The sequence below is a fragment of the Microbacterium awajiense genome (assembly GCF_039536545.1).
GTDB lineage: Bacteria > Actinomycetota > Actinomycetes > Actinomycetales > Microbacteriaceae > Microbacterium > Microbacterium awajiense.
The window spans coordinates 541,734-564,332 of sequence record NZ_BAAAYU010000005.1 but is presented as its reverse complement, the minus strand read 5'-3'; the positions used below and the strand labels follow the sequence as shown (position 1 = coordinate 564,332).

Below are 22,599 nucleotides of genomic sequence, written 5' to 3'. Positions count from 1 at the left end.
CGATACTTGATCGACTGCGGGGAGGGCGGTGAGCATGTCTTCGATACGCACACAGATGCTCAAGCTTCGCCTGCTCGATCTGTGGGCGAACATCTGGCGCTGGGTGCTTATGGCCGCGGGCGCCGTAATCGCGGCATATCTTCTTCTCGACCGCGGCGTCGCCAATGGTGTCGTGACAGCCGCCGCGATCGGTCTGCTCGTCATCGGAGCGGCGCTGACCGGGCGGCTGTCGATGGCGATCCCTCTCATGGCGATTCCCGGTCTGTTCGTAATCGCTCGCGCAGGTATCGGCGGCACCGACCTCGCAGTGTCGGACGTCGCACTCGCTGCGGCATTCGGAACCGCCGTATTGCTCGGAGAACGACCGTACAGTCGTCCCCTGCGGCAACTGCTGGTGCTGAATCTGATCTACCAGTTCACGACGCTGTTCACGGTCATCGTGAATCCATACGCCGCGAATACGGTGGAGTGGTTCCACGCTTGGCTGCTCGTCTCGGGCGCGCTCATCGTCGGCTGGGCCGTCGGCGCCGCAGGGTACGCACGACTCGGACTGACGCTAATGCTGATCGCCGCCTGCGGCATCGCGCTCAGCACGGTGGTCACGGGCATCCTCCAGTACGCCGGTGGGAACTTCACCGGTGTCTACCCGGCGTTCCCGTGGGGGATGCACAAGAACTTCGCCGGCTGCGTCATGGCCTTCATGGCGCTCGTCGTGTACGCGAACCCGGACTGGGTCGGCTGGCGTCGAGACACGCGCGCTTTGACCTTCTGGTTCCTCGTGATCGGCATCGTGATGACCCAGTCGCGGCAAGCCGCCATCGGCTTCATCGTGGGGCTCATCATCGTCGCCTTGCGCGGTCGTGTGAGCGGTCGTTCCAAGCTGGTCCTCTTGCTCATCATCCCTGCCGTCGTCCTGGTCATCACCACGGTCATCGAGCAGATCGACTCGCAGAATCGGTTCAACTCCTTGTATCAGCGTCTGGACTGGTTCCGCGAGGTGTACGCGCTCTGGAAGCACTCACCGATCTTCGGCCACGGGCTCCGGTACTGGTACACCGACACCACGGCGCCTTTCCAGCCGCCGCAGGCCGAGCTCGAAGTCCTCGCGTCCGCTGGCGTCGTCGGGCTGGCCGGGTTCATCGTGATGTGGGTGGGCGTCCTCGTGGTGCTGTGGCGGGTCGATCGACGGTTCGGTGCCTTGGCACTCGCTGTCACCGCGTCCAGAATCGTCCAGGCGCAGTTCGACCTGTTCTGGGTCGCGGCGCAGGTGTCGATCCCGTTCGTGATCGCGGGAATCTGCCTGGGCGCACAGGCCTATCTCGGGCGCCGACCTCACACGTCGTGGAGTCAGGAGACCTTGAGCAGTCCGCGCTCGATCAGCGCCTGAGTCGCTGCGTCCACAACCGTGGGGGCGTCGACCCCGGGGGGCGGTTCATCGAGCTCCCGGACTGCAGCATGCACGAGCTCATCGCGCGTCGCACCCCCAGCGGCTGCCCATATCGCTGGCCCGACCCCGTCGAGCACCGTGATCTGACCGGTACGCAGCACGAAGAGCTCATGGTCGAGGCGAGCAGCATCCACATATTCCGTGCGGTGGTACCGACGTGCAGTCGCCTTGGAGGATGGGGCTACAGCGGCGCGCGCCGGGAGAAGTCGTGGGGGCGCGGGGTCGTCCAGCTTCAGAATCTCGTCGACGACGCTCAGCAGTGAGGTCGCTTCGCCGTAGCAGACGCGACGCAGCCCACCCGTATGCGCGAGGACGTCCGCAAGGCTCACCAGGGGCGTGGGCAGTTCCGCGAGGTAGCTCGACTGTTCGGCGAGCTCGGCGATCCCGGGGTTGAGCGCGACCCGGTGGACGGTCGGCTCCGCCTTGCCTTGCTGTCGGTCGAGCAGCACGAGAGCGGCGAGTCGCAGATCGTCCGGCAGATCAGTACGCAGCCCGAGCGACCTCGGGGAGCGCTGATGCTTGCCGTCCGGGCCGCTGACGATCGACAAGGGCTTCGGGTAGGGGATGACCGAGAGGTCGGAGCGGACCGCGAGGGTCTCGTCCGTGACGTAGGCGAAGCGTTCGCCCAACACACGCGATGCGGTCGTCTTGCCTCGACCGGAAGGCCCGACGAACCCGATCACTCGGCCGTCGTCGAGTGCCACGGCGCACGCGTGGAGTAGAAGCGCCTGGCCCCGGAGAGCATCGATCGCGTCGAGCGTGATGCCCGTGGTCAGTTGGGAGCCCAGTCCCACCAGCGACGGCGCGGAGACGTCACGGGAAGCCAAGTGATCTGACTCGGACGGGCGGCGCCCGGTTCCCCCCGAGACTGAGCGCACACGGATGACGCGCGTGGCCGCCTCGTCGGTGCGCAGGTGGTCCCAGGGTGCGAGAAGCGCAACGCGGTCGGAAGGGGTGACGGAGTCGTCGAACTGCACCGCCATCGCCGTAGTGAGCGCACGCACGACGACAGCAGGTGACATACCATGGAGCGTACCTGCCGCGTCTGACTGGGGTTCCGGGCGGGTCAAACCGAGAGAGGCCGGTCGTCGATGGAGTTGCGCGACTACACCCGCGGGTTGCGGCGGCACTGGATCGCCATCGTTCTGATGACCCTTCTGGGCATCGGCGTCGGCTGGGGGTGGCTGCAACTCCAGACTCCCGTCTATCAGGCATCCGCGACGGGTTTCGTGCAGTCTCGTGACGCAACTGGCGTAGGTGAATCGATCGTGGGCGACGCTGCGGCGCGCAGCAAGGTGCCTTCGTACCTCGATGTCGCCGGATGGCGAATCACCGCGGAGCACGCGATCGAGCAGCTGGGTCTTGATACGACCCCTGAAGCGATCGTGAACGAGGTCACCGTGGTCAATACACCCGAGACCGTGATCCTGAAAGTCGACGCACGGGCATCGTCGCCCGAAGACGCGAGGGCGCTCGCCGAGCAGTGGATCACCTCGATGGCGTATGCCATCGACCAGGTTGAAGGTGACACCACCCAAGGCTCGTCCCCGGTGACCATCGTTACGATCGGCTCTGCGTCGCTGCCCAGCTCGCCCATCTTCCCCGACACCAGCACGGCGCTCATCGTCGGCGGCTTGATCGGCTTCGGCTTCGGCGTCGCGTTCGCCCTGACGCGCACGGCATCCGATCGCCGCATTCGGGCTGCGGACGATGTTGAACAGAAGACCGGAGTGCCGCTCGTGGGTGCTATTCCCGCCACCGAGGGGATGGAAGGTGACAACCGGCTCATTGGCGAGTCGACGAGCAAGGGTAAGGGCAAGGGGTCGAACTTCGCCGTGTCAGAGGCGATGCGCTCCCTGCGGACGAACCTGCAGTTCATGGACGTCGACAACCCACCGCGGACCATCGTGGTCACGAGCCCGCTGCCCGGTGACGGCAAGTCGACGATCGCGTGCAACCTGGCGATAACCCTCGCGGTTAGCGGTCAACCCGTCGTCCTCGTCGACGGCGATCTGCGTCGCTCGGCGGTCGCGAAGACGATGGGTCTGCCGGGCGGCGCAGGGCTGACAGACGTGCTGTCCGGCCGCGCCGACCTGAGCGATGTGCTGCAGCGCACCCCACGCGCGAAGAACCTGTACGTGCTCGCCGCCGGCAGCGTTCCGCCCAACCCGAGCGAGGTGCTCGGGTCGGAGCGCATGCGCTCGCTGCTGGTCGATCTGGCATCGCATGCCGTGGTCATCATCGATGCACCGCCTCTTCTGCCTGTGACGGATGGAGCGGTGCTCACCCATCAGGCCGACGGTGCGCTCCTCGTCGTTGGCATCGGCAAGACGACCTACGATCTCGTGGAGAAGGCGCTCGACACCCTCCAGAAAGCGAGTGGGCGTGCGCTCGGCATTGTGCTCAACCGTGTGCCGACTCGCGGAGTCGACGCGTCTCCCTACTCCTACGAGTATCGGCGTGAGTACGGGACTCCCAAGCTCGACGAAGAGTCGGCGAGCCCTGCAACTGGCGGCACGGACTCCTTCGATTTGGAGGCGATCTTCGGTGCCACGGCGACCCGGGACGTCGAAGTGCGCCGACAGCGGGCGCGCCGGAACTGACCGATGCCGCAGGCCGGAGACCACCGATCTCCATCGGTGACAGTCGTGATCCCGTTGTTCAACGGCGCCGCGCACATCGAGGAGACGCTCACGTCGATCGGAGACCAGACCGTCGGTTCGATCGAGGTGATTGTCGTCGACGATGGATCCACGGACGACGGTGCAGCCCTCGCCCGTCAGCACCCGATCGGCGCGACAGTACTTACGCAGGCCAACCTCGGCGTCGCCGTTGCGCGCAATCGCGGTCTCGCCGCGACGCGGACGAGATGGGTCGCTTTCGTAGATCAGGATGATATGTGGCATCCGAGTCACATTGCGAGGGCGCTGGTCTGGCTCAACGCGCACCCCGACGAGCGCATTGTGTTTCTCCGCGAGATCCCATTCACCGTCGTCGACGACGAGCACGCTCTCAACGACATGGACGCGCTCGCCGGAGGGTGGGCGCACTTGCGCGTCTCGAGCACGGCGACGTTGACCGAACTGGTCGCGCGTGGTGCGGTGGCAGGCTCGGATCGAGTGCGTCGATACGACGTGCGGGCGATGCTCCGGGGACCCATCTCGACCACGACGAGTTTCATCGCCGACGCGGATCTTCTTCGCCTCGCCGGGGGATTCGCGCCTCACGCTCTCGCGATGGATGACTACTGGATGCTGGTGAACGTCGCGCGGCTCGCGCCGATTCCGCAGCTTGATCAGCCGACCGTGTTCTACCGCGTCCATACGGGTGCGACCTCCCGTACGACCGAGCTCGGACTTCCGTTCCTGTCGTCCGCCGTGGCGCTTCGCCTCGGCGGGGGGCTCATCCCGCTCGAGGAAGGGACAGCCGGCAGGCTCGATGGAGATCTCCACCGTCACCTTCTCACCGAGCTGTTGGCGAGTCAGCGCTATGGCGACCGCCGCTTCCGCGGCGCGGTCGACGCGCTGGCGCGCACTCTCTGGCCTCCCGACGGTCGTCGCGTCCAACGGCTCCGCGCGAGGTTGCGGGCGCGGCTGCCGTGGTTGCGGCGTATCCGGCGCCGGGGTCGTGGGGGTGGCTCGTGACAGACGACCTGAGCGCGGTCCGTGACGTCGATGGGCTGCGTGCCCGTGCGCTCGCGTTCTACCTCCCCCAGTTCTTCCCCATCCCCGAGAACGACCGCTGGTGGGGTCCCGGCTTCACCGAATGGACCAACGTCGCGCGCGCGCGACGGCTCTTCCCCTGTCATCGACAGCCGACACTCCCGGCCGACCTCGGATTCTACGACCTGCGCGTGGCCGAGACACGGCACGCCCAGAGCGAGCTCGCACGCCGCTACGGCATTGAGGGGTTCGTCTATTGGCACTACTGGTTCGGCGGCGGAGAGCGCATACTGGACCGTCCGTTCCGCGAAGTGCTCGACAGCGGAGAGCCGGACATCGGCTTCGCGCTGGCGTGGGCGAACCAGACTTGGACGGGGACGTGGCACGGTGCCCCCGACAAGATCCTGAAGCAACAGACCTATCCCGGACCCGAAGACGACGCCGCCCACTTCACATCGCTCCTACCGGCGTTCCGAGACGATCGCTACCTCCGCGTCGACGGCAAGCCGATCTTCTATGTGTTCCGCCCCGAGGAACTGCCCGATCCGGCGGCGTTCGTCGAGAGGTGGCAGATGATGGCCAGAAAGGCCGGGCTCGATGGACTGTATCTGGTGGCCGAGGTCAGCGACCTGCTCGGAGGCGGACCGCGCTACACGGCATTCGAAGCGGACGGCTTCGACGCCGGCGTCTACATGCGCCTGCCAGTCGAGGTCACACGCGGCACGCGACTGCGAATGCGCGCAATGCGCAAGTCCCTTGGCGGACCCGAGATCTGGCCGTACTCGGATCGGATCGTCGACACCTACCCCCGCATCCCACTGCTGCAGCCATGCGTCTACCCCAACTGGGACAACACGCCGCGGGCCGGTCGACGGGGACTGGTCGCGCACGGAGCGACGCCCGAGAAGTTCGGACGGTCTGTGGCATCCGCTGTCGACCTGCTCGGCAACCGGCGGCCGCAGGAGCGACTGCTGTGGGTGAAGTCATGGAATGAGTGGGCGGAGGGCAATCACCTTGAGCCCGACCTGCGCGAGGGCCACGCGTGGCTGGAAGCGCTGCGCGCGGGTTTGACATGAGCGGGACGGCGGCGAACGCGACCCCGGCGAGTCAGCAGCAGCCGCTGCGGATCGCGATGATCTCGTACTACCTGCCGAGCGAGAGCAAGATCGGCGTGGGCTATCAGGTGCATGCGCTCGCAAACGAATTGGCGGATCGCGGACACCACGTAGACGTATTCAGTCCTTGCGCACCGGTCGAGGGTGCGCGATACGGGCATGTGCACGTTGCGCTCACGGGTTCGTTGCGCACCTTCCGCTTCGCGTTCGAGATGCGTCGTCGCGACTTTTCGTCGTACGACGTACTCCATGCCCACGGCGAGGACTATTGGATGTGGCGCCGTCGCGTTCCCATGCACGTGCGCACGCTGCATGGGTCGTGCTTCGAAGAGGCGCTACGGATCCGCGGGATCAAGGAGCGAGCCCGGATGGTGCTGCTCGGCTTCACCGAGTTGCTCGCGAGCGTCGTCGCAGACACCACAGTGCTCATCTCTCCCGAGACGCGTCGATGGACACCGTGGGTGAGCACGGTGATCCCGAACGGAGTCGATCGTCGGGTCTTCGGTCCCGGCGTCGGCAAGCGTCGACCCGACCCGACCGTGCTCTTCGTCGGCACCTGGACCGGTCGAAAGCGGGGCGCTGAACTAGCCGAGCGCTTCGGCGCCGAGGTCGCGACCCGCGTGCCTGGCGCCACGCTGCGAATGGTCACGCAGGATGCGCCGTCCACGCTGCCCGTCGGCGTTGAGGCACTCGGGAGACTGTCGGACGAGGAACTCGTAGACGAGTACCGCAAGGCATGGGTGTTCTGCCTGCCCTCCACGTACGAGGGATTCGGCATCCCGTACGCGGAAGCGATGATGACGGGTCTTCCGGTGGTCGCCACTCCCAACGTGGGGGCACGATACGTTACCCGTCAAGGGCACGACGGGGTCACCGTCGAGCTCGACGCGATCCCTGAAGTGCTCGTGTCGATGCTTACGTCGGAGCCTGCACGCCGGCGGATGGCGGAACGAGGTCTCCGCCGAGCGGAGGAGTTCGACCTGGCCCGCGTGGTCGACCGCTACGAGGCGATCTATCGCACCGCCAGGCTGGGCAGGCGCCGGCGCTGGTATCGTGGCGAGCCGGTCTGATCCATGGCTTCGTCAGGAGGTGCTGTGGGAGTCGCGCTCGTCGTCAACGCCTATGAACGCACCTACAGATCCGTTCTCTCGCGCGGGTTCTTCCCGCGGCTCGTGGACGCGAACCTCACGCACTTCGAAGAAACCGTTGCGCTGATCAACAACGTCGATGACCCGGCTGACGCCCGATCTCGCGCCGAAGCACTCCTCGCGGCAGGTGAGATCACGCGCTTCGAGTTCGTCTCCGACCACATCGACCGGGCGTTGGAGCATGCAGGCCTCAGCCATCGGTCGTTGCGTCGTCATCCCTACCTGCTCGACTACGGCCTCGTCATGCCCCATGTGTGCGAGTCCACGTGGTTGCTCGGCTGGGACGCGGAAACCGCCCTGCGCACACCGATGAACTGGGTCGAGCCGAGCGTTCGTCTTCTGGAGCGCCAGCCATGGCTGTTCCATGCTTCGCTCGCCTGGCCAAGTCCTGAACCCGGGGCCGACTACTCAGCCGAGCAAATCGGCATGGTGGACGACTACAGCATCAACTGGGGCTTCAGCGATCAGCTGTTCCTGCTGCGGCGGCAGGACCTGATCGGCGCCATCTACCGGGACTTCGCTCCGATGGCCGCTGCGCGTCACGCGCCGCATCCGACCACCTTCGAGTATCGGGTCGAAGCTCACCAGCGCGCGACGCGTCGGCCTCGGGCCACACTCACGACACTCAGTTACGAAACCAACTTCGTCCCCGGCGGCGTTCTGGGCCGCGTCGGATCGACGAAGTTCGAGTACGAGAGAATGCGTGCGCTCTACCGGTTGGAGCACTACGTGCTACAGCGGCTGCCGGCGCGTTTGGGCCCGCGATGGTCGAAGTCCGCCACGCTTCCTGTTGCCTTCCGAAGCCCGCCGGCGGACACCGCCGCTACTTCCCGCCCCTCGCCCTGAGGCGTCGCGCAGCGGCCCGCGCCGTCGCCACAGGGAATGTCATCGCACTCCAATAGAGGACCCGCGCCGCATAGCCGAGCTCTCCGCTGCGGACGGCCGAGATGACCTCACCCAGACTCTGATCGGACGCGTTTACGGCGAAGGATCGGTATCGAGCCCGCATCAAGGCATGGCGGTCTTCGTCGCCGTTGCGACGCGCTTCGCGCGTCATCTCCCGTATCGACGATCTGCCGGCCTGGAGCCCGCGCAAGCCGCGACGGGTCACGTTCGAGGCATGCCGGCGGTAGAACACGAGCGTCTGATCCACTGCGACCAAGTTGCCTTGGAGAAGAAGGCGCGCGATCAGGTCGTTGTCCTCCGAGGGTTCGAACCGCGTCCGACATCCGCCCACCGCCAGGTACGCATCTCGGCTGACCAGCAGCGTTGTGACCCTCGGGGTGGGTGTGCGCCCCGTGAGCATGTCCTCGGCGGATGCGGAAGGAGCCCCCCACGGATCGCCGAACGCCAGCCCAGCCTCGTCGATGTGCTGCCCGCCCGTAAAGGCGCCGATCGCGTGCGGATTGTCGTCCAACGCGGCCAGTTGGAGCTTGAGCCGGTCCGGGTGCCACATGTCGTCGTCGTCGAGGAACGCGATCCACTCGCTGACCGCGTGCTCCGCGCCGAGGTTGCGTGCGGAAGAGATGCCTCCCGCATCCTTCCGGAGGTACGTGAGCCCGAGCCGGTCCGCGACCTCGGAGAGCCCGGGAGGCGGCGAGCCGTCGTCGACCAATATCACTTCCGTGGGCGCTGATGATTGAGCGCGAAGTGAGTCCACCGCCGCCGAGAGGTAGGGGCCGCCGCGGTTCGTCGGGATGACCACGGTGACCGTAGGTGCCGCCACGTCGCCTCCTCTCGGCACACTTTCGGGGTGGGATCCCACGATATCTGTCGGGACGCGGGCTGTTCCCGCTCGACCTAGGCTTGCAGTGTGGCCGAAACGGTACCTTTGAGTGTCTGCATCGTGACCTACGAGCGGCGAGACTTCCTGCGCCGTTGTCTCCAGGCTCTGGATGCGGCAGTCACCGATGACGTCGAGATCGTGGTGGTGGATGCGTCGGCGGCCGACGCCGCAGACCTCGTGCGACAGGTCCGTCCGTCGGCGGTGTACGTGCACGACCGCTTGGTAGCGGGGTGGATGACACGAGCGAGGAACGCCGCACTCCGCCACGCTCGCGGCGAGATCATCAGTTTCCTCGACGATGACGTGGTCGTCTCTCCGGGCTGGCAGCACGCCGTGCTCGACGCATTCGCCGATCCCGCGGTGGTCGCGGTCGCCGGGCGCACGCGCAACGGCCAACCGGGCGAGGAGACGTACGACCTGCCGGTCGGCCGGCTGCTACCCGACGGCTCGCTCACTGAGGGCTTTGCATCGGTGACCGCGAGCATCGTCGACATTGACCACGGCATCGGGGCGAATATGTCGTTCCGGCGTGCGTTGCTCGCCCGGCTTGGGGGGTTCCGTGACGACTACCCGGGCACGGCGATGCGGGAGGACACCGACATCTACCTACGCGTCCGCCGCCTCGGGGGAAAGGCCGTCTTCTCTCCCGACGCGGTCGTCGACCACCTGCCGGCGCCGCATGTCAAAGGTCGTCGGTTTGACACGCGGTACAAGCTGTACGCGCGGCGCAACCACATGGTTCTCCTCGCACGCGATGGTGGCATCCGCTCGGAGTCGCTCCGACGCTGGATCGCCCGCGAGTACGCGGCCGTCGGCGACGCCCCGGGTCTGTTCCGCAAGGTGCGCCGCTGGGGTGTCACGACTGCTGGCATCGCGTGGGGATCGACGGCGATGCTTCGCCAGGCGCGTTGGTCGCCGCTGCCTCCCGAGCGCACCGACGCGGCAGGCAACGAGATCCGGGCAGCGCTGTCATGAGGAGCCCCGACAGCTTCGCCCGTCGCGCGGGCCAGCACCTCGCCTGGCGCGCACGACGGACCGGGAAGCGGGCGGTCGACATGCTTCGCCGTGGCGACCGCGTGGTGGTGATGACGCCGCTCGCCGGTCTGCGTTTCGGCAATTGGCTCTATCTGTGGCTCGATGCCCACCAACGTGCGGCCGCGGGCGAACCGACGCGGGTGCTCGAGGCCCCCGGAATGGCGATGTGGCTCGACGAGTTCCCTCGCCTTCGCAAGCTGACGGTCAGTGCGAGCGAAATGCGGTTCCACGACCGCCGCGAGTGGAACGATGACTCGTGGACGCAGCGATTCGGCATCGACTTCGACCGCGTCTCGGTCGATGCTTTCGTCCGCGAGACGCTCATCCCAGAGCTGTCCGAGGATCTTGGAGACACGCTCGTCGTGAATGTGCGGCGTGGCGACTACTACAGTGATCCTGTCCATCGCAAGCGCTACGGTTGGGATGTTCCCGGGTACCTTGCAGAGGCTCTCGGGCGCACAGCGCGAGCGGAGCGGGTTCGAGTGGTGTCGGACGATGCGCACTGGTGCCGTGAGCACCTCGACACGTTGCTGAGCGCCCACTCATCGCAGGTCGACTACGACGAGCCCGATCCCGTCGCAAACTTCCGTGCGATCGCCGCCGCGCGACGGCTCATCGGCACGAACTCGACGTTCAGCTACTGGGGCGGATACGTCGCAGGCGCTCGCTTCGACTCGCCCGAGGTGATCATGCCCCGCTTCCACGGCCGGTTCGAGGTCGGGACGGACGCCTACCAGCTCGACCCGAAGTGGACGGTCATCGACGGCCACCACTGATCACGACAGGTCTCCCAGTTCGACGAGTCTGTTGAATGCCGCGCTGCGGCTGCGCAGTTCGGGGAATGTGCCCTGCGCTTCGATCAGGCCCTTGTCGAGGAACACGAGGTGGTCGGCGCCGCGCACCGTCGACAGCCGATGTGCGACGATCACGATCGTCATGGTGCCTTCGAGACGCTTGAGCGTGTCGGTGATCTCGAACTCGGTCACGTTGTCGAGCGACGAAGTCGCTTCGTCGAGGACGAGCACGCTCGGCCGACGGTAGAGCGCCCTCGCGAGACCGAGTCGCTGCCGTTGCCCACCCGATAGTCGCACTCCGCGCTCCCCTACCATAGTGTCCAGGCCGCGCGGCAGTTCCGCCACGAGTCCCTCGAGGCGCGCCATAGCGACCACCTCGGACACGCGATCCGCATCGACTGCCTCGGAGGGGACACCGAAGGCGACATTCGCGCGAAGAGTGTCGTTGACGAGGAACACGTCCTGTGGCACCACACCCAGATCGGCGTACCAACGGGCACGGTCATCGAGGATGCTTCGCCCGCCGCACTCGATCCGTCCGTGCGTAGGCTCCAGCAGGCCGAGGAGAAGATCGAGCAGTGTACTCTTGCCGGCGCCGCTCGAGCCGACGAACGCCACCGTACGATTGCGCGGGATCGTGAGGGTGATGCCGCGTAGGACATCCTCGTCGGCGTCGGGATACCGGAATCCCACGTCGATGAACGAGATGTCACCCTCGAACGGCTCATCGCTGCGAGGAGCTTCTTCGTGGCGGCCCTGCCCGTCGAGCTCGGCACCCGCCCGGAGGACGATACGAAGGCCGACCTGGCCGGAGCGGATCGTCGCGAGACTGGACGCCACCCGGTTGAGAGTGGGCAGCGCCCTCAGCGAGGCCGCCCCGAAGACTCCGAGTACCGTCAGGGCCTCTGCGGGCGTGCCGGTCGCGAAGAGCACGACGGAGATGCCTGCGATAGCGAGAACGAAGCCGATCTCAAGTGCATACCGCGGGGCCTCTGACACCAGCGCGAGCTGGCGACCCGCCATCGCACCACGCAACTTCGCTGCTCGGTACCCGTCAATGAACGATCCAGCGCTCGAGGACAGCCGGGTCTCGCGGAATCCGTCGAGGCCCGGCATGAGGAAGCTCCACGCAGCGAGGCCGGCATCGGCGATCTCCTCACCGAGTCGCGCCTGCCGTCTGCGCAGGCCCAGTTGGATGCCTAGGAGTAGGAGGCCGAAGACGAAGACAACGAGAAGTGTGATCCACGGAGCGGTGATCGCAAGCACCGCGATGATGGCGATGAGCAGCATCGCGTCGGTGAGCACGGTGATCGTCGCCTGGAGCACGGAGGCCGCCTGCGCCGTCGACTCGTTGATATTGCGGTACACCTCGGCCAGGTGCCGACCGCGATGAGCGACATAGGGCGAGAGCATGTACCGGCGCATCAGGTCAGTCGCTACGAGTGCCGATATGCGACTCGTGCGGCCGAGCAGCCACCAGCGGAAGACGATCGAGGCGACACTTTTGAAGATGAACAGGCCAGCGATGGCAGCAGCGACGATCGGGACCAGTTCAGAGGGCTCGCTGATGCCCGTGATCTCCGCGATCGCACCGAGTGCGCCCGTATCGGTGGCGGTGCCGCTGATGAGTTGCGTGAGCGGGATCATCGCGGCTACGCCGAGAGTATCGAGCGTGGTCAGAACCAGCGACACGACGATCACGCTCGCGATCCAGCGCGCCGGGCGCGCGCCGGCCATGCGCAGCAGACGTGGCAACTGGTCGCCGAGCGAGCGCTCGCGTGCGTCCGACATGCGATCCTCTCGCTCGCGGTGATGTGAAGGCCACGAGAACGCTAACACCGCACAATGTTACGAATGGGTGAGATCGCTCGTGCCGGACGATGGGATGGGATATATTGGCGCGTGTCGCGGTTCTGGGAGTACGCGACGTCCCGACTCATTCACATGCGCGCATGTCCTCCGCGAGGGATGTGCGGCAACTCCGACCCGGGAGGGGCCATCTCATGAGCGATCTCGAACAACCCGAAGAAAAGGGCCTCAGCCGTCGTACGGTGACGAGGGCCATGGCCTGGTCGGTTCCTGCGATCGCGATCGCGGCCCCCGTGCCGGCCTTCGCCGCTTCGGTGCCGCCGCCGCCCCCTGTGTTCGACTTCAACAAGGGCTGCGCGACTGTCGGCAACGGCAATGGTGGTTGCGCAGGGACGGACAAGACGCCTCAGGTGCCGGCGTACGCAACGAACACGTCGGCGACCGATACGCTAGTGCTCCAGATCACCGGTGCGCAGTCCCGAGTGCTGAACAGCGGCACCTTCTACAGTGACTTCACCGTATGGAGCTTCAACGGGACCGAGAACAACTGTCCGCCGCAGGTCCTGGCGACGGGCTGTGGCGGCTTCGCGAGTTTCACCGTTCTGCCCAATCAAACAGTCAAGTTCTGGGTCGTCGGACATGAGTTCGGGAACTCCAGTAGCTTCGAGATGAACATCAGCTACCGCTGGATCGAGCCGTGCACTCCGCCCGCGAGCCCGGTGGTCGTGCTCGGGCCACAGTCGACTTCGTTCACGCTCGTCAACCCCAGCAATAACTGCAACGGTTCGGCGGTGACGCTGCCCTAGCTTCGGCGGTTCAAGCGCCCCGCTCGCGGGGCAGTCGACGAAGCACGTCATGCACGTCGGTGACTCGACTGCTCCAGTCGTCGGGAGTCGGTCCGGGACGCAACGAGAGTCTTTCTGTTCGCGCGGTAGCCGACACCGCCGCGGGGTACCCCGTGGGTCCGATACAGCGAACTGCGTCGCGGAACCCCGCGACGGGCGTGGACACGATCGGGCGCCCGACCGCCAGGTACTCGTAGAGCTTGATCGGATCGAGGCTGTCGGTGAAGGCGTTCACCAGATGTGGCACGATCAGAACGTCGGCGTGCTGCAGGCTTCCGATAAGCACGTCGCGGGGCTGGGCACCGGGCATCGAGACTCCCGTCGTACGCAGGCGTTCGGTGGCGTCACGACCCAGCGCGTTCGGACCGACGAGCACGATCGACACCTCACCGGCGAGCGCCTCGGCCGTCGACAGGACCAGATCGACGTCGAGTCGATCCTGGTGCAGTGTGCCGGCGTACACCGCCGTGCGACCGGCGGGCAGCAGCGCGGGCCGCGGACGCGGTCGCTGATAGTCTTCGACGTCGACCGCGTTGCGGATGACGACGATCGGGTGCCGCTGCGACGGCCGCTGAGGTGCCTTGCGACGTTCGAGCTCAGATGAGCAGGCGACGACCTCATCTGCGTGGGCCAGCAGCAGCGCTTCGCCCTCCACGATTCGCCCGCGCTCGGCTGCTGGGCGGTCGGCGGTGGCCCAGTCGTCGGTGATGTCGTACAAGGTCGGCCACCCGGTCGCCACCATTACACCGGCCAAGCGCGGGTCGTTCACCCACAGCGCGGGGTCACGGAAGCCGAGCTCGCCGGCGGCGTCCTGAATGCCCAGGATGAACCGATCGTCGAACCCGGCGTCGATCCGTCGCGGGAGCCACTTCGTCGGCCGCCAGCTCCACAACCGACCCGTCTCGCCCACCGGTCGCGATCGATGCCCCCTCTCCGGGCGTCGCCGCGACCGCGCGTCGTGCAGTGGATCGGAAGGCGGCTCGACGAACAGCACCCGCAGGTCGGGGTCGTTTCGCAAGAGTCCGTCGACGAGGTATTGGTTTCGTCGCCAGACGTCGTCCCACCGCTCGAGCGACACGACGACAAGATCCGTCATCTCGCGCCCCCTGCGTCGCGTTCGCGACGATGAGCGATCGCGTCGCGGTATGCGGCGTCCGTCGCGGTCACCTGGCGGTCAAGCGTGAAGCGGTCGAGCTGTCGCGCGCGTTCGCTGTCGCCGAGGGTGGCGCGGCCGAGGCCGTCGTCGGCGAGGGCACGCAGACGCCGCGCCGCCGCTGCCGGGTCGTCCGCCGGTGTGAGGGCTCTTTCGTCAAGTCCCTCGAGCATTTCGCGGTGTCCACCGGCGTCGGTGGCCACGATCGGCAATCCTGCCGCCATCGCCTCGAGCACCGATAGGCCGAAGTGCTCGAACGGCGAAGAGGCGAGCAGGATGCCGGCCCCACGCATCCGCTCTGCGACGTCGGTGCGGAAGCCGAGGAAGCGAACCGCGCCTGCGACACCGAGCTGCCGGGCTTCGGCCTCGAGCGACGCGCGCTGGGGTCCGTCGCCCGCAATCTCGAGACGCCAGCCGTCGGCGGCGAGGCCCGACTGCGCGAAGGCGCGCAGGCCCATCTCGGTGTGCTTCTCGGGTTGCAGGCGCTGCGCCATGAGCACGATCCGCTCGCGCGTCGCGGGATCGACAGGCGGCTGCTCGGCCATCCCCGCGTAGACGACCGTCGACGACACCTCGGCGGCTTGTGCGACTGTGCGGCTGACCGCGATCTCGCCGTCGAGCCGGCGCTCGATCGCGCGCGAGGCGAAGGCGGGCAGCCGAGCGCCTCGAGGTGCTGCGAAGTGACGGGTGGCGACAAGCGCAGGCGCGTGCCGTGACAGCGCGATCGCCGCGATCGCCACTGTGTCGGCAGCGGTCATGTGCGTGTTGACGACATCGAGCCCATCGGCGACGAGCCCGATCGAGCGGATGACCTCGGCCGCCCCTCGTGCCGGCCGATGACGCACGCCGGCCCCGTCGAGCGCAGCGGTCATCTGCTCCGGATCGCCGCCGATCACGCGCACGCTGTGACCCGCGACGGCCTGCGCGATCGCGAGGCGCCGCACGAACTGCTCCACCCCGGCGAACTGCTGAGTGTGGACCACGTGCAGGATCCTCAGCCGGTCGATCACAGCCCCTCCTCGGTGGTGCGCTCGTACGCGATCCGTTCCATCAGTCCGATGTAGGCGGCGGCGGTGCGCTCCCATGACAGGTTCGCGACGCTGGCGCGGGCAGCCGAAGCCCACGAGCCCGGCTCTGCTTCGGCGATCTGCTCCATCCGATCGGCGAAGACCCGTGGATCGCGGGGTGCCAGATAGCCCGATACCCCGTCTGTCACGATATCCGGTGCGATGCCGACGGGCGTGGCGATGACCGGGATGCCGCAGGCGAGCGCCTCCGCCACCACCAGTCCGCTCGACTCGTAGGCGCTGGGGAAGACGAACATGTCGGCAGCCCATAGGTACGGCACCACATCGGGCTGCGGGCCGAGGAACAGCACGCGGGCGTCGACCTTGAGGTTCATCGCACGGCTGCGTGCGCGCACGATCTGGCGTCGGGACCCGCCGATCACAAGCAACAGGACCGTCGGGGCATCGACCAGCGCGTCGATGAGCACGTGGATGCCCTTGCGTTCGAGGTCATGCCCGATGAAGAGCGCGACCCGGTCGTCGGTGTCGAGGTGCAGCGCGGCGCGCGCATCAGCGCGTTCGGTGTCGGTCGGCGGGTGGAAACGCTCCAGGTCCACGCCGTGCGGGATCACCTCGACAGGGGCGCCGATCGGTCCGTACGCCCGCTTGAGAGTCTCCGCCTCGGCAACGGTCGGCGTCACGACGGCGCGATGTGTCGGCCCGCGCAGACGCCGTCGTTCGCGAATGTGGATGAACCAGCGGTGCGGGTTGCCCCAGCGCCGCCATCGCGAATCGCCGTGCGCCCGCATGGCTTCTGAGACCAGACCGTGATCGATGAAGACATCGCCGACGACGGCGGTGTTGTGGCACAGCGACACCGCGTCGGGTCGGGCCGCGAGGAACTCCCGTGCCAGGGTCGTGCCACGTGTGCTGAAACGCACGCTGCGCCACACCTGGGCAACACGCCGCCCGACGGGCGTGCGCGCGTCGAAGTGCATCCTCGGCACGGAGGCGTAGGTGAACGACTCCACGTCGTGGCCTGCCGCGCGAAAGGCGTGGGCGAGCTCCCAGGCGACCCCCGGCACCCCCCGACCCGGTGCGATTGTGGGTGCGATCTGCACGATGCGCATCAGCGTGCCCCGACGGATGCCTCGACCCGCAGCGGACCGCGCAGGTAGAGGAGTGCACGGCGCCGGGCCGCATCGCCGCGCGAGCCCGACAGCAGCGCGGCGCGCACGAGCGAGCCGACGACGACCGCGGCGCGCGTCGACTGCCACCCGAGGCGACCGAAGTGCTTTCGGTAGTACCGCTCCTGCGAGGCGTGGAAGCGCACATCCCGCAGCGACGCGTCGGTGCTCGTGGCCGCGCCGTGGTGCACAGCGGTCACCGCGGTCACCTCGGCGTGGCGCCAGCCCAGCATCGATGCCCGGTACGCCCAATCGGTCTCTTCGGCGTAGAGGAAGAACCTCTCGTCGAACGGGCCCACCTGGGCGAGCGCCTCTGCACGCAGCAGCAGCACCGATCCGATGGCGAAGCGCGGACCGCGCCGCAGACGCGCGGCGCCGACGGCCTCGAGCCAGGCGCGGCCGGGTGACGGGAAGATCCATGACACCTGTGCGCGGTGCCCGTCGTCGTCGACCTGCGACGGGCCGACCGAGGCGAGGTCGCCCAGCGAATGCAGCGCGCGCCCCAGCGCCGCGACATCGTCGGCCGAGATGCGGGCATCCGGGTTGAGCAGCAGAAGATCGGCCTCGGGGGCGAGACGGTCGCGCAGCAGCCGGTTCACCCCTGCCGCGAACCCGCCGTTGCGACCGGGGTCGATGTACCGCACCCCCAGCTCGGTGCACAGGTTGGCGATCTCGACCAGCGACGAGTTGTCGACGACCGTCACCGGCAGGTGCGCGACCGGTTCGAGCGCGGCGCGCAGCAGGTCGACCGAACCGAACGCGACGACCCCGATCTCGATCGGATGCTCGACCGCCGCCGGCTGCGCTCCGACCGGGCGGCGTCGGGCCGCGCGATACAGACCGAGATAGTCGCGGGCCACGGCATCCCAACCGCACTCCCGCGCGCGGGCGAAGCCCGAGGAGCGGAGCCGCTCCCGCGAGGGACCGGCCGCCTCGAGCACGGCGTCGGCGAGGAGCGCGGCGTCGCCGGCCGGTACGACGATGCCTGCACCGCCCACGACGTCGGGCAGTGCGCCCGCGTCGCTGGCGACCACCGGTACACCGACCGACATCGCCTCGACGGCGACCCGCCCGAACTGCTCGGTCCAGCGAGGTGTCGCGATCGACGGCACCGCCAGCACGTCGAGCGAGGCGAGGAAGCCGGGTACGTCCTCGGGCGGCAGCGCACCGACCAGCTCGACGCGGTCGGCGAGGCCGAGCTCTTCCAGGCGCTTCGGCAGCACGCCGGCGAGCGGACCCGAACCGGCGATGCGTGCGCGCAGCCGCGGTTGTGTCGCCAGCGCACGCAGCAGCACACCGACGCCCTTCTCTGTGACGAGACGGCCGAGCAGTCCGACGACGACCGCGTCTGCTGCGGGCGCTCTGTCGGCGCGCGGCGGGAACTCCGCGGCGTCGATGCCGAGGGGGATGGTGCTGGCGCGCCCGGGGAAGCCTTTCGCCTCGACGATGCGCGCGGCGGTCCGGTTGCATGCCGACACCCCCGATGCATGCTGCAGTGCTCGACGTTCGAGCCATCGGAACGGGATCGGGTAGCGCTTGGGCAGGTTCTGTGCGGTGTAGAGCACGTACGGGGTGCGCCGGCCGCGCAGCGCGCGCAGCAGCAGCACTTCGGCCGTCGCCAGCGAGAAGGGTTCCTCGTGGATGTCGATGACGTCCCACGACCCGCCGAGCGCCCGCCACAGTGGCCTCGGATCGAACACGAACAGGGCGGGATGCCGCCCCCAGGTGCGCGCCGTCGCGACACGCTCGCCCGGCGCGGGGTGGGGCTCGACCTCGGTGCCGCCCGCATGCCAGCGCCGCGCCGTGACCACCTCGACATCGACGCCGAGACCGGCCAGCGCGCGCTCGCGACCGCGCCAGGCGTCGACGGCGGCGCTGTGCGACACCCGCAGAACCCGCACAGACCCTCCCGAGTAGGCTTTCGCAGTAACCCTAACGGGGTGACCGCATCGGGGCAGGGGAGCGAGGTGAACGTGAACGATCGGTTCCGCATCGTCACCGTGTGCACGGGCAACATCCATCGTTCCGCGCTGGCCGCCGCACTCCTGCGCCGCTGGGCCGACTGGTACCTGCCCGACGCCGTCGCACGCCACGTCGAGGTCGGCAGCGTCGGCACCTCCGCACCGGTCGGCGAGCCCGCCGGGGTCGAGATCACGGCGATCGCGGCATCACTGGGGGCCGACGTCTCGGACCACCTCGCACGGAAGCTCGACGATCACGCCGTGCTGGGCACCGATCTCGTGCTCACCGCGACCCGCCGACACCGCGAAGCGGTCATCGCCGCCGCACCATCGACGCTGCGCACCACATTCACGATCCGTGAGATCGGTCGCGTCGCCGAGCACGTCGATGCGCCGTCGATCACTGGCATCGAGGACCTGCGCCGGCGCGTGGCGACGCTGTCCGATGCCCGCGAGGTCGCCGAGCCGCGGCCGGATCTCGACGACGTCGTCGACCCGGACGGACGTGAACCCGAGGTCTACGTGCAGATGGTGCAACAACAGGTCGCGCCCTTGGTTCATCTCGCCCACGCGCTGTTCGGGATGCCGCGTCCCGACGTGCGCGCCTACCTCGAGGCCGTCGCCTCCACCGGCGAGCTGACCGAGCGGGTGCGCGCCGCCGGGGCGAATCGGTGAGCCCCCGCCGATCGCGGATCCGCGCATGACCGGCGCCGCGCCGGTGGTGCTGCACCTCGAGCACACCGGGTCGCCCGGCGGCGCCGAGTTCGCGCTCGTCCGGATGCTGCGGGCCGACCCCGCCTGGGACCCGCGGATGCTGGTCCCGCCGGGGGCGGCGGGGTTCTTCCGTGCTCGGGCCTCCGATGTCGAGGTGGCCGAGGTGGGCAGCCCGCAGCCGGCAGGGGTCAGCGGTGGTGGTGCGCGCGCCGCGGCGGGCGCCGCCGGCCGGCTGCTCGTTCAGGCGGCGGCGGTGCGCCGGCATCCGTGGTTTCGCGCGGCGGGACTCGTCGACGCCAACACGGCGCGGGCGGCCGCTTTCGGCGCGCTGGCGGTGCGGGGCACCCGGATGCCGTTCGTCGTGCACCTGCGCGACCTCGTCGACGCGACTGCGCTCGGCGGGTTCGGGTTCCGTACCATGACGCGGCTCGTGCTGCCCCGTGCCGACGGTGTGATCGCCAACTCGCCTACGACGCTCGACTCGGCGCTGCCATTCGTGCGCGACGGGGTGCGCACGGCGGTCATCCCGAGCGCATCCGGCCTCACCGTCGGTCGAGCCCGATCGGCACGTGTGCCCGGTCCGGTGCGGATCGGGATGCTGGCTCGCATCGACCCGTGGAAGGGTCAGCTGCTGCTGCTCGAGGCGTTCGCATCGGCGCTCGGCGACAGCGACGCCGTGCTCGAGTTCGCGGGTGCGCCGCTGTTCGGGCATGAGGACTTCCTGGCGCAGCTGCGGTCGCGAGCCGTCGAGCTCGGCGTGGCGAACCGGGTGCGTTTCCTCGGGCAGGTCGACGACGTCGATGCAGTCCTGGACGGGTGGGACATCGCCGTGCAGTACTCCACCCGGCCTGAGCCGCTCGGGCAGAACGTGCTGCAGTACCTCGCCGCCGGCTGCGCGGTCGTCGTCGCCGACGAGGGCGGGCCCGCGGAGTGGGTGGACGACGATGTGAACGGCCGTCGTGTGTCGCCGCGCGACGCCGTCGGACTCGCGTCGGCGCTCGGCGCGCTCGCCGAGGACGGGCAGCTCCGCCGTCGGCTCGGCGCCGCCGCGGCGCAGACGCCCGAGCTGCTCGACGACGCCGCCGTGGCCGCCCAGCACGCCGACTTCTACACGGGCCTTCTCGCCACGGGGCGCCGGTAGCATCGCTGCATGCCCGATGCGCTCGCCGCCGCTCTGCCGCTGATCCTCGCGGGCGTCCTGGTGTGGAGCGGGATCGCGAAACTGCGGCACCCCGATGACCTCTCGGGATGGGCCGAGCTGGGCGTGCCGAAGGTCTTCCGTCGGACGTGGCTACTGCGACTCCACCCCTGGGGCGAGCTGGCGCTCGCGGTCGCGCTCGTCCTGCTCGGTGGCTGGCTGGGTCTTGCCGCGGCTCTCGTCGCTCTGGTCCTCATGGTGGCCTACCTCGTGCTTGTGGCACGCGCGGTGTCTGCGGCATCCGACTCGTCCTGCGCATGCTTCGGCGACCGCAAGCCGGTGACCAGGGCCACCGTGACGCGCAATGCATGGTTGGTCGCGCTCGCGGTCGGTGTCGCGGCCGTGATCTGGGCCACCCCGCTGCTGGGTGGCGCCGTCGTCGTCGCGGCATCCGAGCCCTGGTGGATCGTGGCGCTGGCCGTTGCTGCCGTGACCGTGGCGCTCGTGCTCTGGCCTGAGCCGACCGCCGAGGAATCCGAAGAGCCCGCGGCACCTGCTCCGGCAGCCGCCGACCCGCTCGACGACGAGTACGTGCGGCTGCGGACACCGGCCGTACCCGTCTCGCTCGCCGACGGCACGGTGGTGAATCTGCGCACGCTTGCGATGTCGAAGCCGATCCTGCTGCTTGCTCTGTCCGAGACCTGCGGTGCCTGCGCGTCGGTCAACGCGCGCGTCGACGACTGGCGCGCCCTGCTGCCCGAGGTCGATGTGCGTCGACTGCTGACGACGGATCCCGCGACGACCACGTGGGCCGACACCGACGAGCCGCAGTCGCTCCACGACCCTCAGGGCTACGTGCGCGGGTCGATTGAAGACTGGGGCACCCCGAGCGCGGTGCTGCTCGGTGCTGACGGGCTGCTCGCGGGCGGGCCCGTGACGGGTGCGAACGACATCTCCCAGTTCGTCGCCGACATCTACGAGAGCCTGCACGGCGAGCCGCCGCCGGCGTGATCGCTGTGACGCGTCGTTATGTCGCCGTGACCGATTCCGGAGGCGTCTTCGAGCTTTCACCGCCATGATGTGAACATGCGTCTGCGTACCCTCGCCGCGGCGGCCGCGGCCTCGGCTCTGCTCTTGCTCGCCGGATGTGCCACGTCCCCGGGTGGTGGCGACGCCACCACAGGGCCGTCTCCGTCGGATGATCCGGCCGCAGCGGAGCTGGCCGCCGCCTGGCTGGACTCGGGTCGTGCGGTCGGGCTGGTGACGTGGGGAAGCTCGACGTGTCAGCCGACGGCCATCGTCGAGCCGGAGGGGCAGACGCTGAGGGTGGAGTTGGTCGACGACGCGCAGGCCGCCTGCACGCGCGACTACGTGCCGCGGGCGACGGTGCTCGGGGTGCCCGAGGACGTGGATGCGACCGAGAACCTCGAGATCATCGTCACCGGCGACGCCTACTCGGGCAGGGTCGAACTCGACGGCCTCGACCCGGAGTACGTGGTCGAGGGCATGACCGACTACGAGCCCAGCGCCGGGTGGACCGACATCGACGGCATGTTCGTGATCCTCACGTGGGGCTCGTCGGGCTGCCCGCCCGTGCTCGAGGACGTCACCGAGACGGCCGAGGCCGAGATCACCGCGACCTTCGCCGATCCCCCCGCCGACCAGGTCTGCACCGCAGACATGGCACCGCGGGGCACCGTCGCCTACGTCGATGCGCTCTCGGAGGACTCGGACGTCGAACTTGTCCTCGTCGGTGACGGCTACGACAGCGTGCGAGTTCCGATCCTGCCGGACTGAC

The 22,599-nt window shown here is 68.4% G+C and carries 20 protein-coding genes; 13 read left to right on the top strand and 7 right to left on the bottom strand.

The window, feature by feature from the left end:
- The first annotated feature begins 55 nt into the window (after positions 1 to 55).
- Entirely contained in the window at positions 56 to 1,387 is a 1,332-nt protein-coding gene (locus ABD663_RS09315) for an O-antigen ligase family protein (protein ID WP_344737773.1), read from the top strand.
- Here the strand turns inward: ABD663_RS09315 and ABD663_RS09310 are convergent.
- A complete protein-coding gene (locus ABD663_RS09310) occupies positions 1,348 to 2,985 on the bottom strand; it encodes a hypothetical protein (protein WP_344737771.1) in 1,638 nt (545 codons plus the stop codon). The genes ABD663_RS09315 and ABD663_RS09310 overlap by 40 nt on opposite strands.
- Between ABD663_RS09310 and ABD663_RS09305 the strand changes: the two genes are divergently transcribed.
- Genes ABD663_RS09305 through ABD663_RS09285 form a run of 5 tightly spaced genes read left to right on the top strand, consistent with a single transcriptional unit; the run spans position 2,944 to position 8,218 of the window.
- Entirely contained in the window at positions 2,944 to 4,050 is a 1,107-nt protein-coding gene (locus tag ABD663_RS09305; RefSeq protein WP_344737769.1) for a tyrosine-protein kinase domain-containing protein, read from the top strand. The genes ABD663_RS09310 and ABD663_RS09305 overlap by 42 nt on opposite strands.
- 36 nt (positions 4,051 to 4,086) lie before the next feature.
- Entirely contained in the window at positions 4,087 to 5,091 is a 1,005-nt protein-coding gene (locus ABD663_RS09300; protein ID WP_344737767.1) for a glycosyltransferase family A protein, read from the top strand.
- On the top strand, positions 5,088 to 6,185 hold the full coding sequence (locus ABD663_RS09295) for a glycosyltransferase WbsX family protein (protein ID WP_344737765.1): 1,098 nt from the start codon (positions 5,088 to 5,090) through the stop codon (positions 6,183 to 6,185). The genes ABD663_RS09300 and ABD663_RS09295 overlap by 4 nt, the downstream gene beginning before the upstream one ends.
- On the top strand, positions 6,182 to 7,294 hold the full coding sequence (locus ABD663_RS09290; RefSeq protein ID WP_344737763.1) for a glycosyltransferase family 4 protein: 1,113 nt from the start codon (positions 6,182 to 6,184) through the stop codon (positions 7,292 to 7,294). The genes ABD663_RS09295 and ABD663_RS09290 overlap by 4 nt, the downstream gene beginning before the upstream one ends.
- A 24-nt stretch (positions 7,295 to 7,318) precedes the next feature.
- Positions 7,319 to 8,218 carry a hypothetical protein gene (locus tag ABD663_RS09285; protein ID WP_344737761.1) on the top strand — a complete coding sequence of 300 codons (900 nt, stop codon included), beginning with the start codon at positions 7,319 to 7,321 and terminating at the stop codon, positions 8,216 to 8,218.
- Here the strand turns inward: ABD663_RS09285 and ABD663_RS09280 are convergent.
- A complete protein-coding gene (locus tag ABD663_RS09280; RefSeq protein ID WP_344737759.1) occupies positions 8,196 to 9,077 on the bottom strand; it encodes a glycosyltransferase family 2 protein in 882 nt (293 codons plus the stop codon). The two genes, ABD663_RS09285 and ABD663_RS09280, sit on opposite strands and share 23 nt — an antisense overlap.
- A 108-nt stretch (positions 9,078 to 9,185) precedes the next feature.
- Here ABD663_RS09280 and ABD663_RS09275 point away from each other — a divergent pair, with 108 nt between their 5' ends.
- The gene (locus ABD663_RS09275) at positions 9,186 to 10,133 is read left to right on the top strand and encodes a glycosyltransferase family 2 protein (protein ID WP_344737757.1); all 948 of its coding nucleotides are present in this window, start codon (positions 9,186 to 9,188) and stop codon (positions 10,131 to 10,133) included.
- A complete protein-coding gene (locus ABD663_RS09270) occupies positions 10,130 to 10,969 on the top strand; it encodes an alpha-1,2-fucosyltransferase (protein WP_344737755.1) in 840 nt (279 codons plus the stop codon). Before ABD663_RS09275 ends, ABD663_RS09270 begins: the two co-directional genes overlap by 4 nt.
- On the opposite strand, the gene ABD663_RS09265 is transcribed toward ABD663_RS09270, so the two are convergent.
- The gene (locus ABD663_RS09265) at positions 10,970 to 12,778 is read right to left on the bottom strand and encodes an ABC transporter ATP-binding protein (protein ID WP_344737753.1); all 1,809 of its coding nucleotides are present in this window, start codon (positions 12,776 to 12,778) and stop codon (positions 10,970 to 10,972) included.
- Between the two features lie 212 nt (positions 12,779 to 12,990).
- Between ABD663_RS09265 and ABD663_RS09260 the strand changes: the two genes are divergently transcribed.
- Positions 12,991 to 13,602, top strand: a complete 612-nt coding sequence (locus tag ABD663_RS09260; RefSeq protein WP_344737751.1) for a hypothetical protein — start codon at positions 12,991 to 12,993, stop codon at positions 13,600 to 13,602.
- A gap of 10 nt (positions 13,603 to 13,612) precedes the next feature.
- Here ABD663_RS09260 and ABD663_RS09255 read toward each other — a convergent pair whose 3' ends face one another.
- From ABD663_RS09255 to ABD663_RS09240, 4 genes are read right to left on the bottom strand one after another with little or no spacing between them, the layout of a single operon-like run.
- Complete coding sequence (locus tag ABD663_RS09255; protein ID WP_344737749.1) at positions 13,613 to 14,737, bottom strand: glycosyltransferase; 1,125 nt, start codon at positions 14,735 to 14,737, stop codon at positions 13,613 to 13,615.
- Complete coding sequence (locus ABD663_RS09250; protein ID WP_344737747.1) at positions 14,734 to 15,777, bottom strand: glycosyltransferase; 1,044 nt, start codon at positions 15,775 to 15,777, stop codon at positions 14,734 to 14,736. Before ABD663_RS09250 ends, ABD663_RS09255 begins: the two co-directional genes overlap by 4 nt.
- A gap of 23 nt (positions 15,778 to 15,800) precedes the next feature.
- A complete protein-coding gene (locus ABD663_RS09245) occupies positions 15,801 to 16,931 on the bottom strand; it encodes a glycosyltransferase family 4 protein (protein ID WP_344737745.1) in 1,131 nt (376 codons plus the stop codon).
- The gene (locus ABD663_RS09240) at positions 16,931 to 18,874 is read right to left on the bottom strand and encodes a glycosyltransferase (protein WP_344737743.1); all 1,944 of its coding nucleotides are present in this window, start codon (positions 18,872 to 18,874) and stop codon (positions 16,931 to 16,933) included. The genes ABD663_RS09245 and ABD663_RS09240 overlap by 1 nt, the downstream gene beginning before the upstream one ends.
- 81 nt (positions 18,875 to 18,955) lie before the next feature.
- Here ABD663_RS09240 and ABD663_RS09235 point away from each other — a divergent pair, with 81 nt between their 5' ends.
- The 4 genes from ABD663_RS09235 to ABD663_RS09220 all read left to right on the top strand — a co-directional run bounded on the left by ABD663_RS09235 (position 18,956) and on the right by ABD663_RS09220 (position 22,598).
- Complete coding sequence (locus ABD663_RS09235; RefSeq protein WP_344737741.1) at positions 18,956 to 19,624, top strand: arsenate reductase/protein-tyrosine-phosphatase family protein; 669 nt, start codon at positions 18,956 to 18,958, stop codon at positions 19,622 to 19,624.
- 25 nt (positions 19,625 to 19,649) lie between these two features.
- Positions 19,650 to 20,804: a glycosyltransferase family 4 protein gene (locus tag ABD663_RS09230; RefSeq protein ID WP_344737739.1), complete on the top strand. Its 1,155-nt coding sequence runs from the start codon at positions 19,650 to 19,652 to the stop codon at positions 20,802 to 20,804.
- A 9-nt stretch (positions 20,805 to 20,813) separates the two neighbouring features.
- Entirely contained in the window at positions 20,814 to 21,812 is a 999-nt protein-coding gene (locus tag ABD663_RS09225) for a MauE/DoxX family redox-associated membrane protein (RefSeq protein ID WP_344737737.1), read from the top strand.
- Between the two features lie 75 nt (positions 21,813 to 21,887).
- Positions 21,888 to 22,598, top strand: a complete 711-nt coding sequence (locus tag ABD663_RS09220; protein ID WP_344737735.1) for a hypothetical protein — start codon at positions 21,888 to 21,890, stop codon at positions 22,596 to 22,598.
- Position 22,599: the final 1 nt, after the last annotated feature.

Bases quoted from the DNA above. Each gene is read 5' to 3' on its own strand.
- ABD663_RS09315 (WP_344737773.1), top strand. From the start codon at position 56: ATGCTCAAGCTTCGCCTGCTCGATCTGTGGGCGAACATCTGGCGCTGG.
- ABD663_RS09305 (WP_344737769.1), top strand. From the start codon at position 2,944: ATGGCGTATGCCATCGACCAGGTTGAAGGTGACACCACCCAAGGCTCG.
- ABD663_RS09290 (WP_344737763.1), top strand. From the start codon at position 6,182: ATGAGCGGGACGGCGGCGAACGCGACCCCGGCGAGTCAGCAGCAGCCG.
- ABD663_RS09270 (WP_344737755.1), top strand. From the start codon at position 10,130: ATGAGGAGCCCCGACAGCTTCGCCCGTCGCGCGGGCCAGCACCTCGCC.
- ABD663_RS09265 (WP_344737753.1), bottom strand. From the start codon at position 12,778: ATGTCGGACGCACGCGAGCGCTCGCTCGGCGACCAGTTGCCACGTCTG.
- ABD663_RS09260 (WP_344737751.1), top strand. From the start codon at position 12,991: ATGAGCGATCTCGAACAACCCGAAGAAAAGGGCCTCAGCCGTCGTACG.
- ABD663_RS09255 (WP_344737749.1), bottom strand. From the start codon at position 14,737: ATGACGGATCTTGTCGTCGTGTCGCTCGAGCGGTGGGACGACGTCTGG.
- ABD663_RS09245 (WP_344737745.1), bottom strand. From the start codon at position 16,931: ATGCGCATCGTGCAGATCGCACCCACAATCGCACCGGGTCGGGGGGTG.
- ABD663_RS09230 (WP_344737739.1), top strand. From the start codon at position 19,650: ATGACCGGCGCCGCGCCGGTGGTGCTGCACCTCGAGCACACCGGGTCG.
- ABD663_RS09225 (WP_344737737.1), top strand. From the start codon at position 20,814: ATGCCCGATGCGCTCGCCGCCGCTCTGCCGCTGATCCTCGCGGGCGTC.
- ABD663_RS09220 (WP_344737735.1), top strand. From the start codon at position 21,888: ATGCGTCTGCGTACCCTCGCCGCGGCGGCCGCGGCCTCGGCTCTGCTC.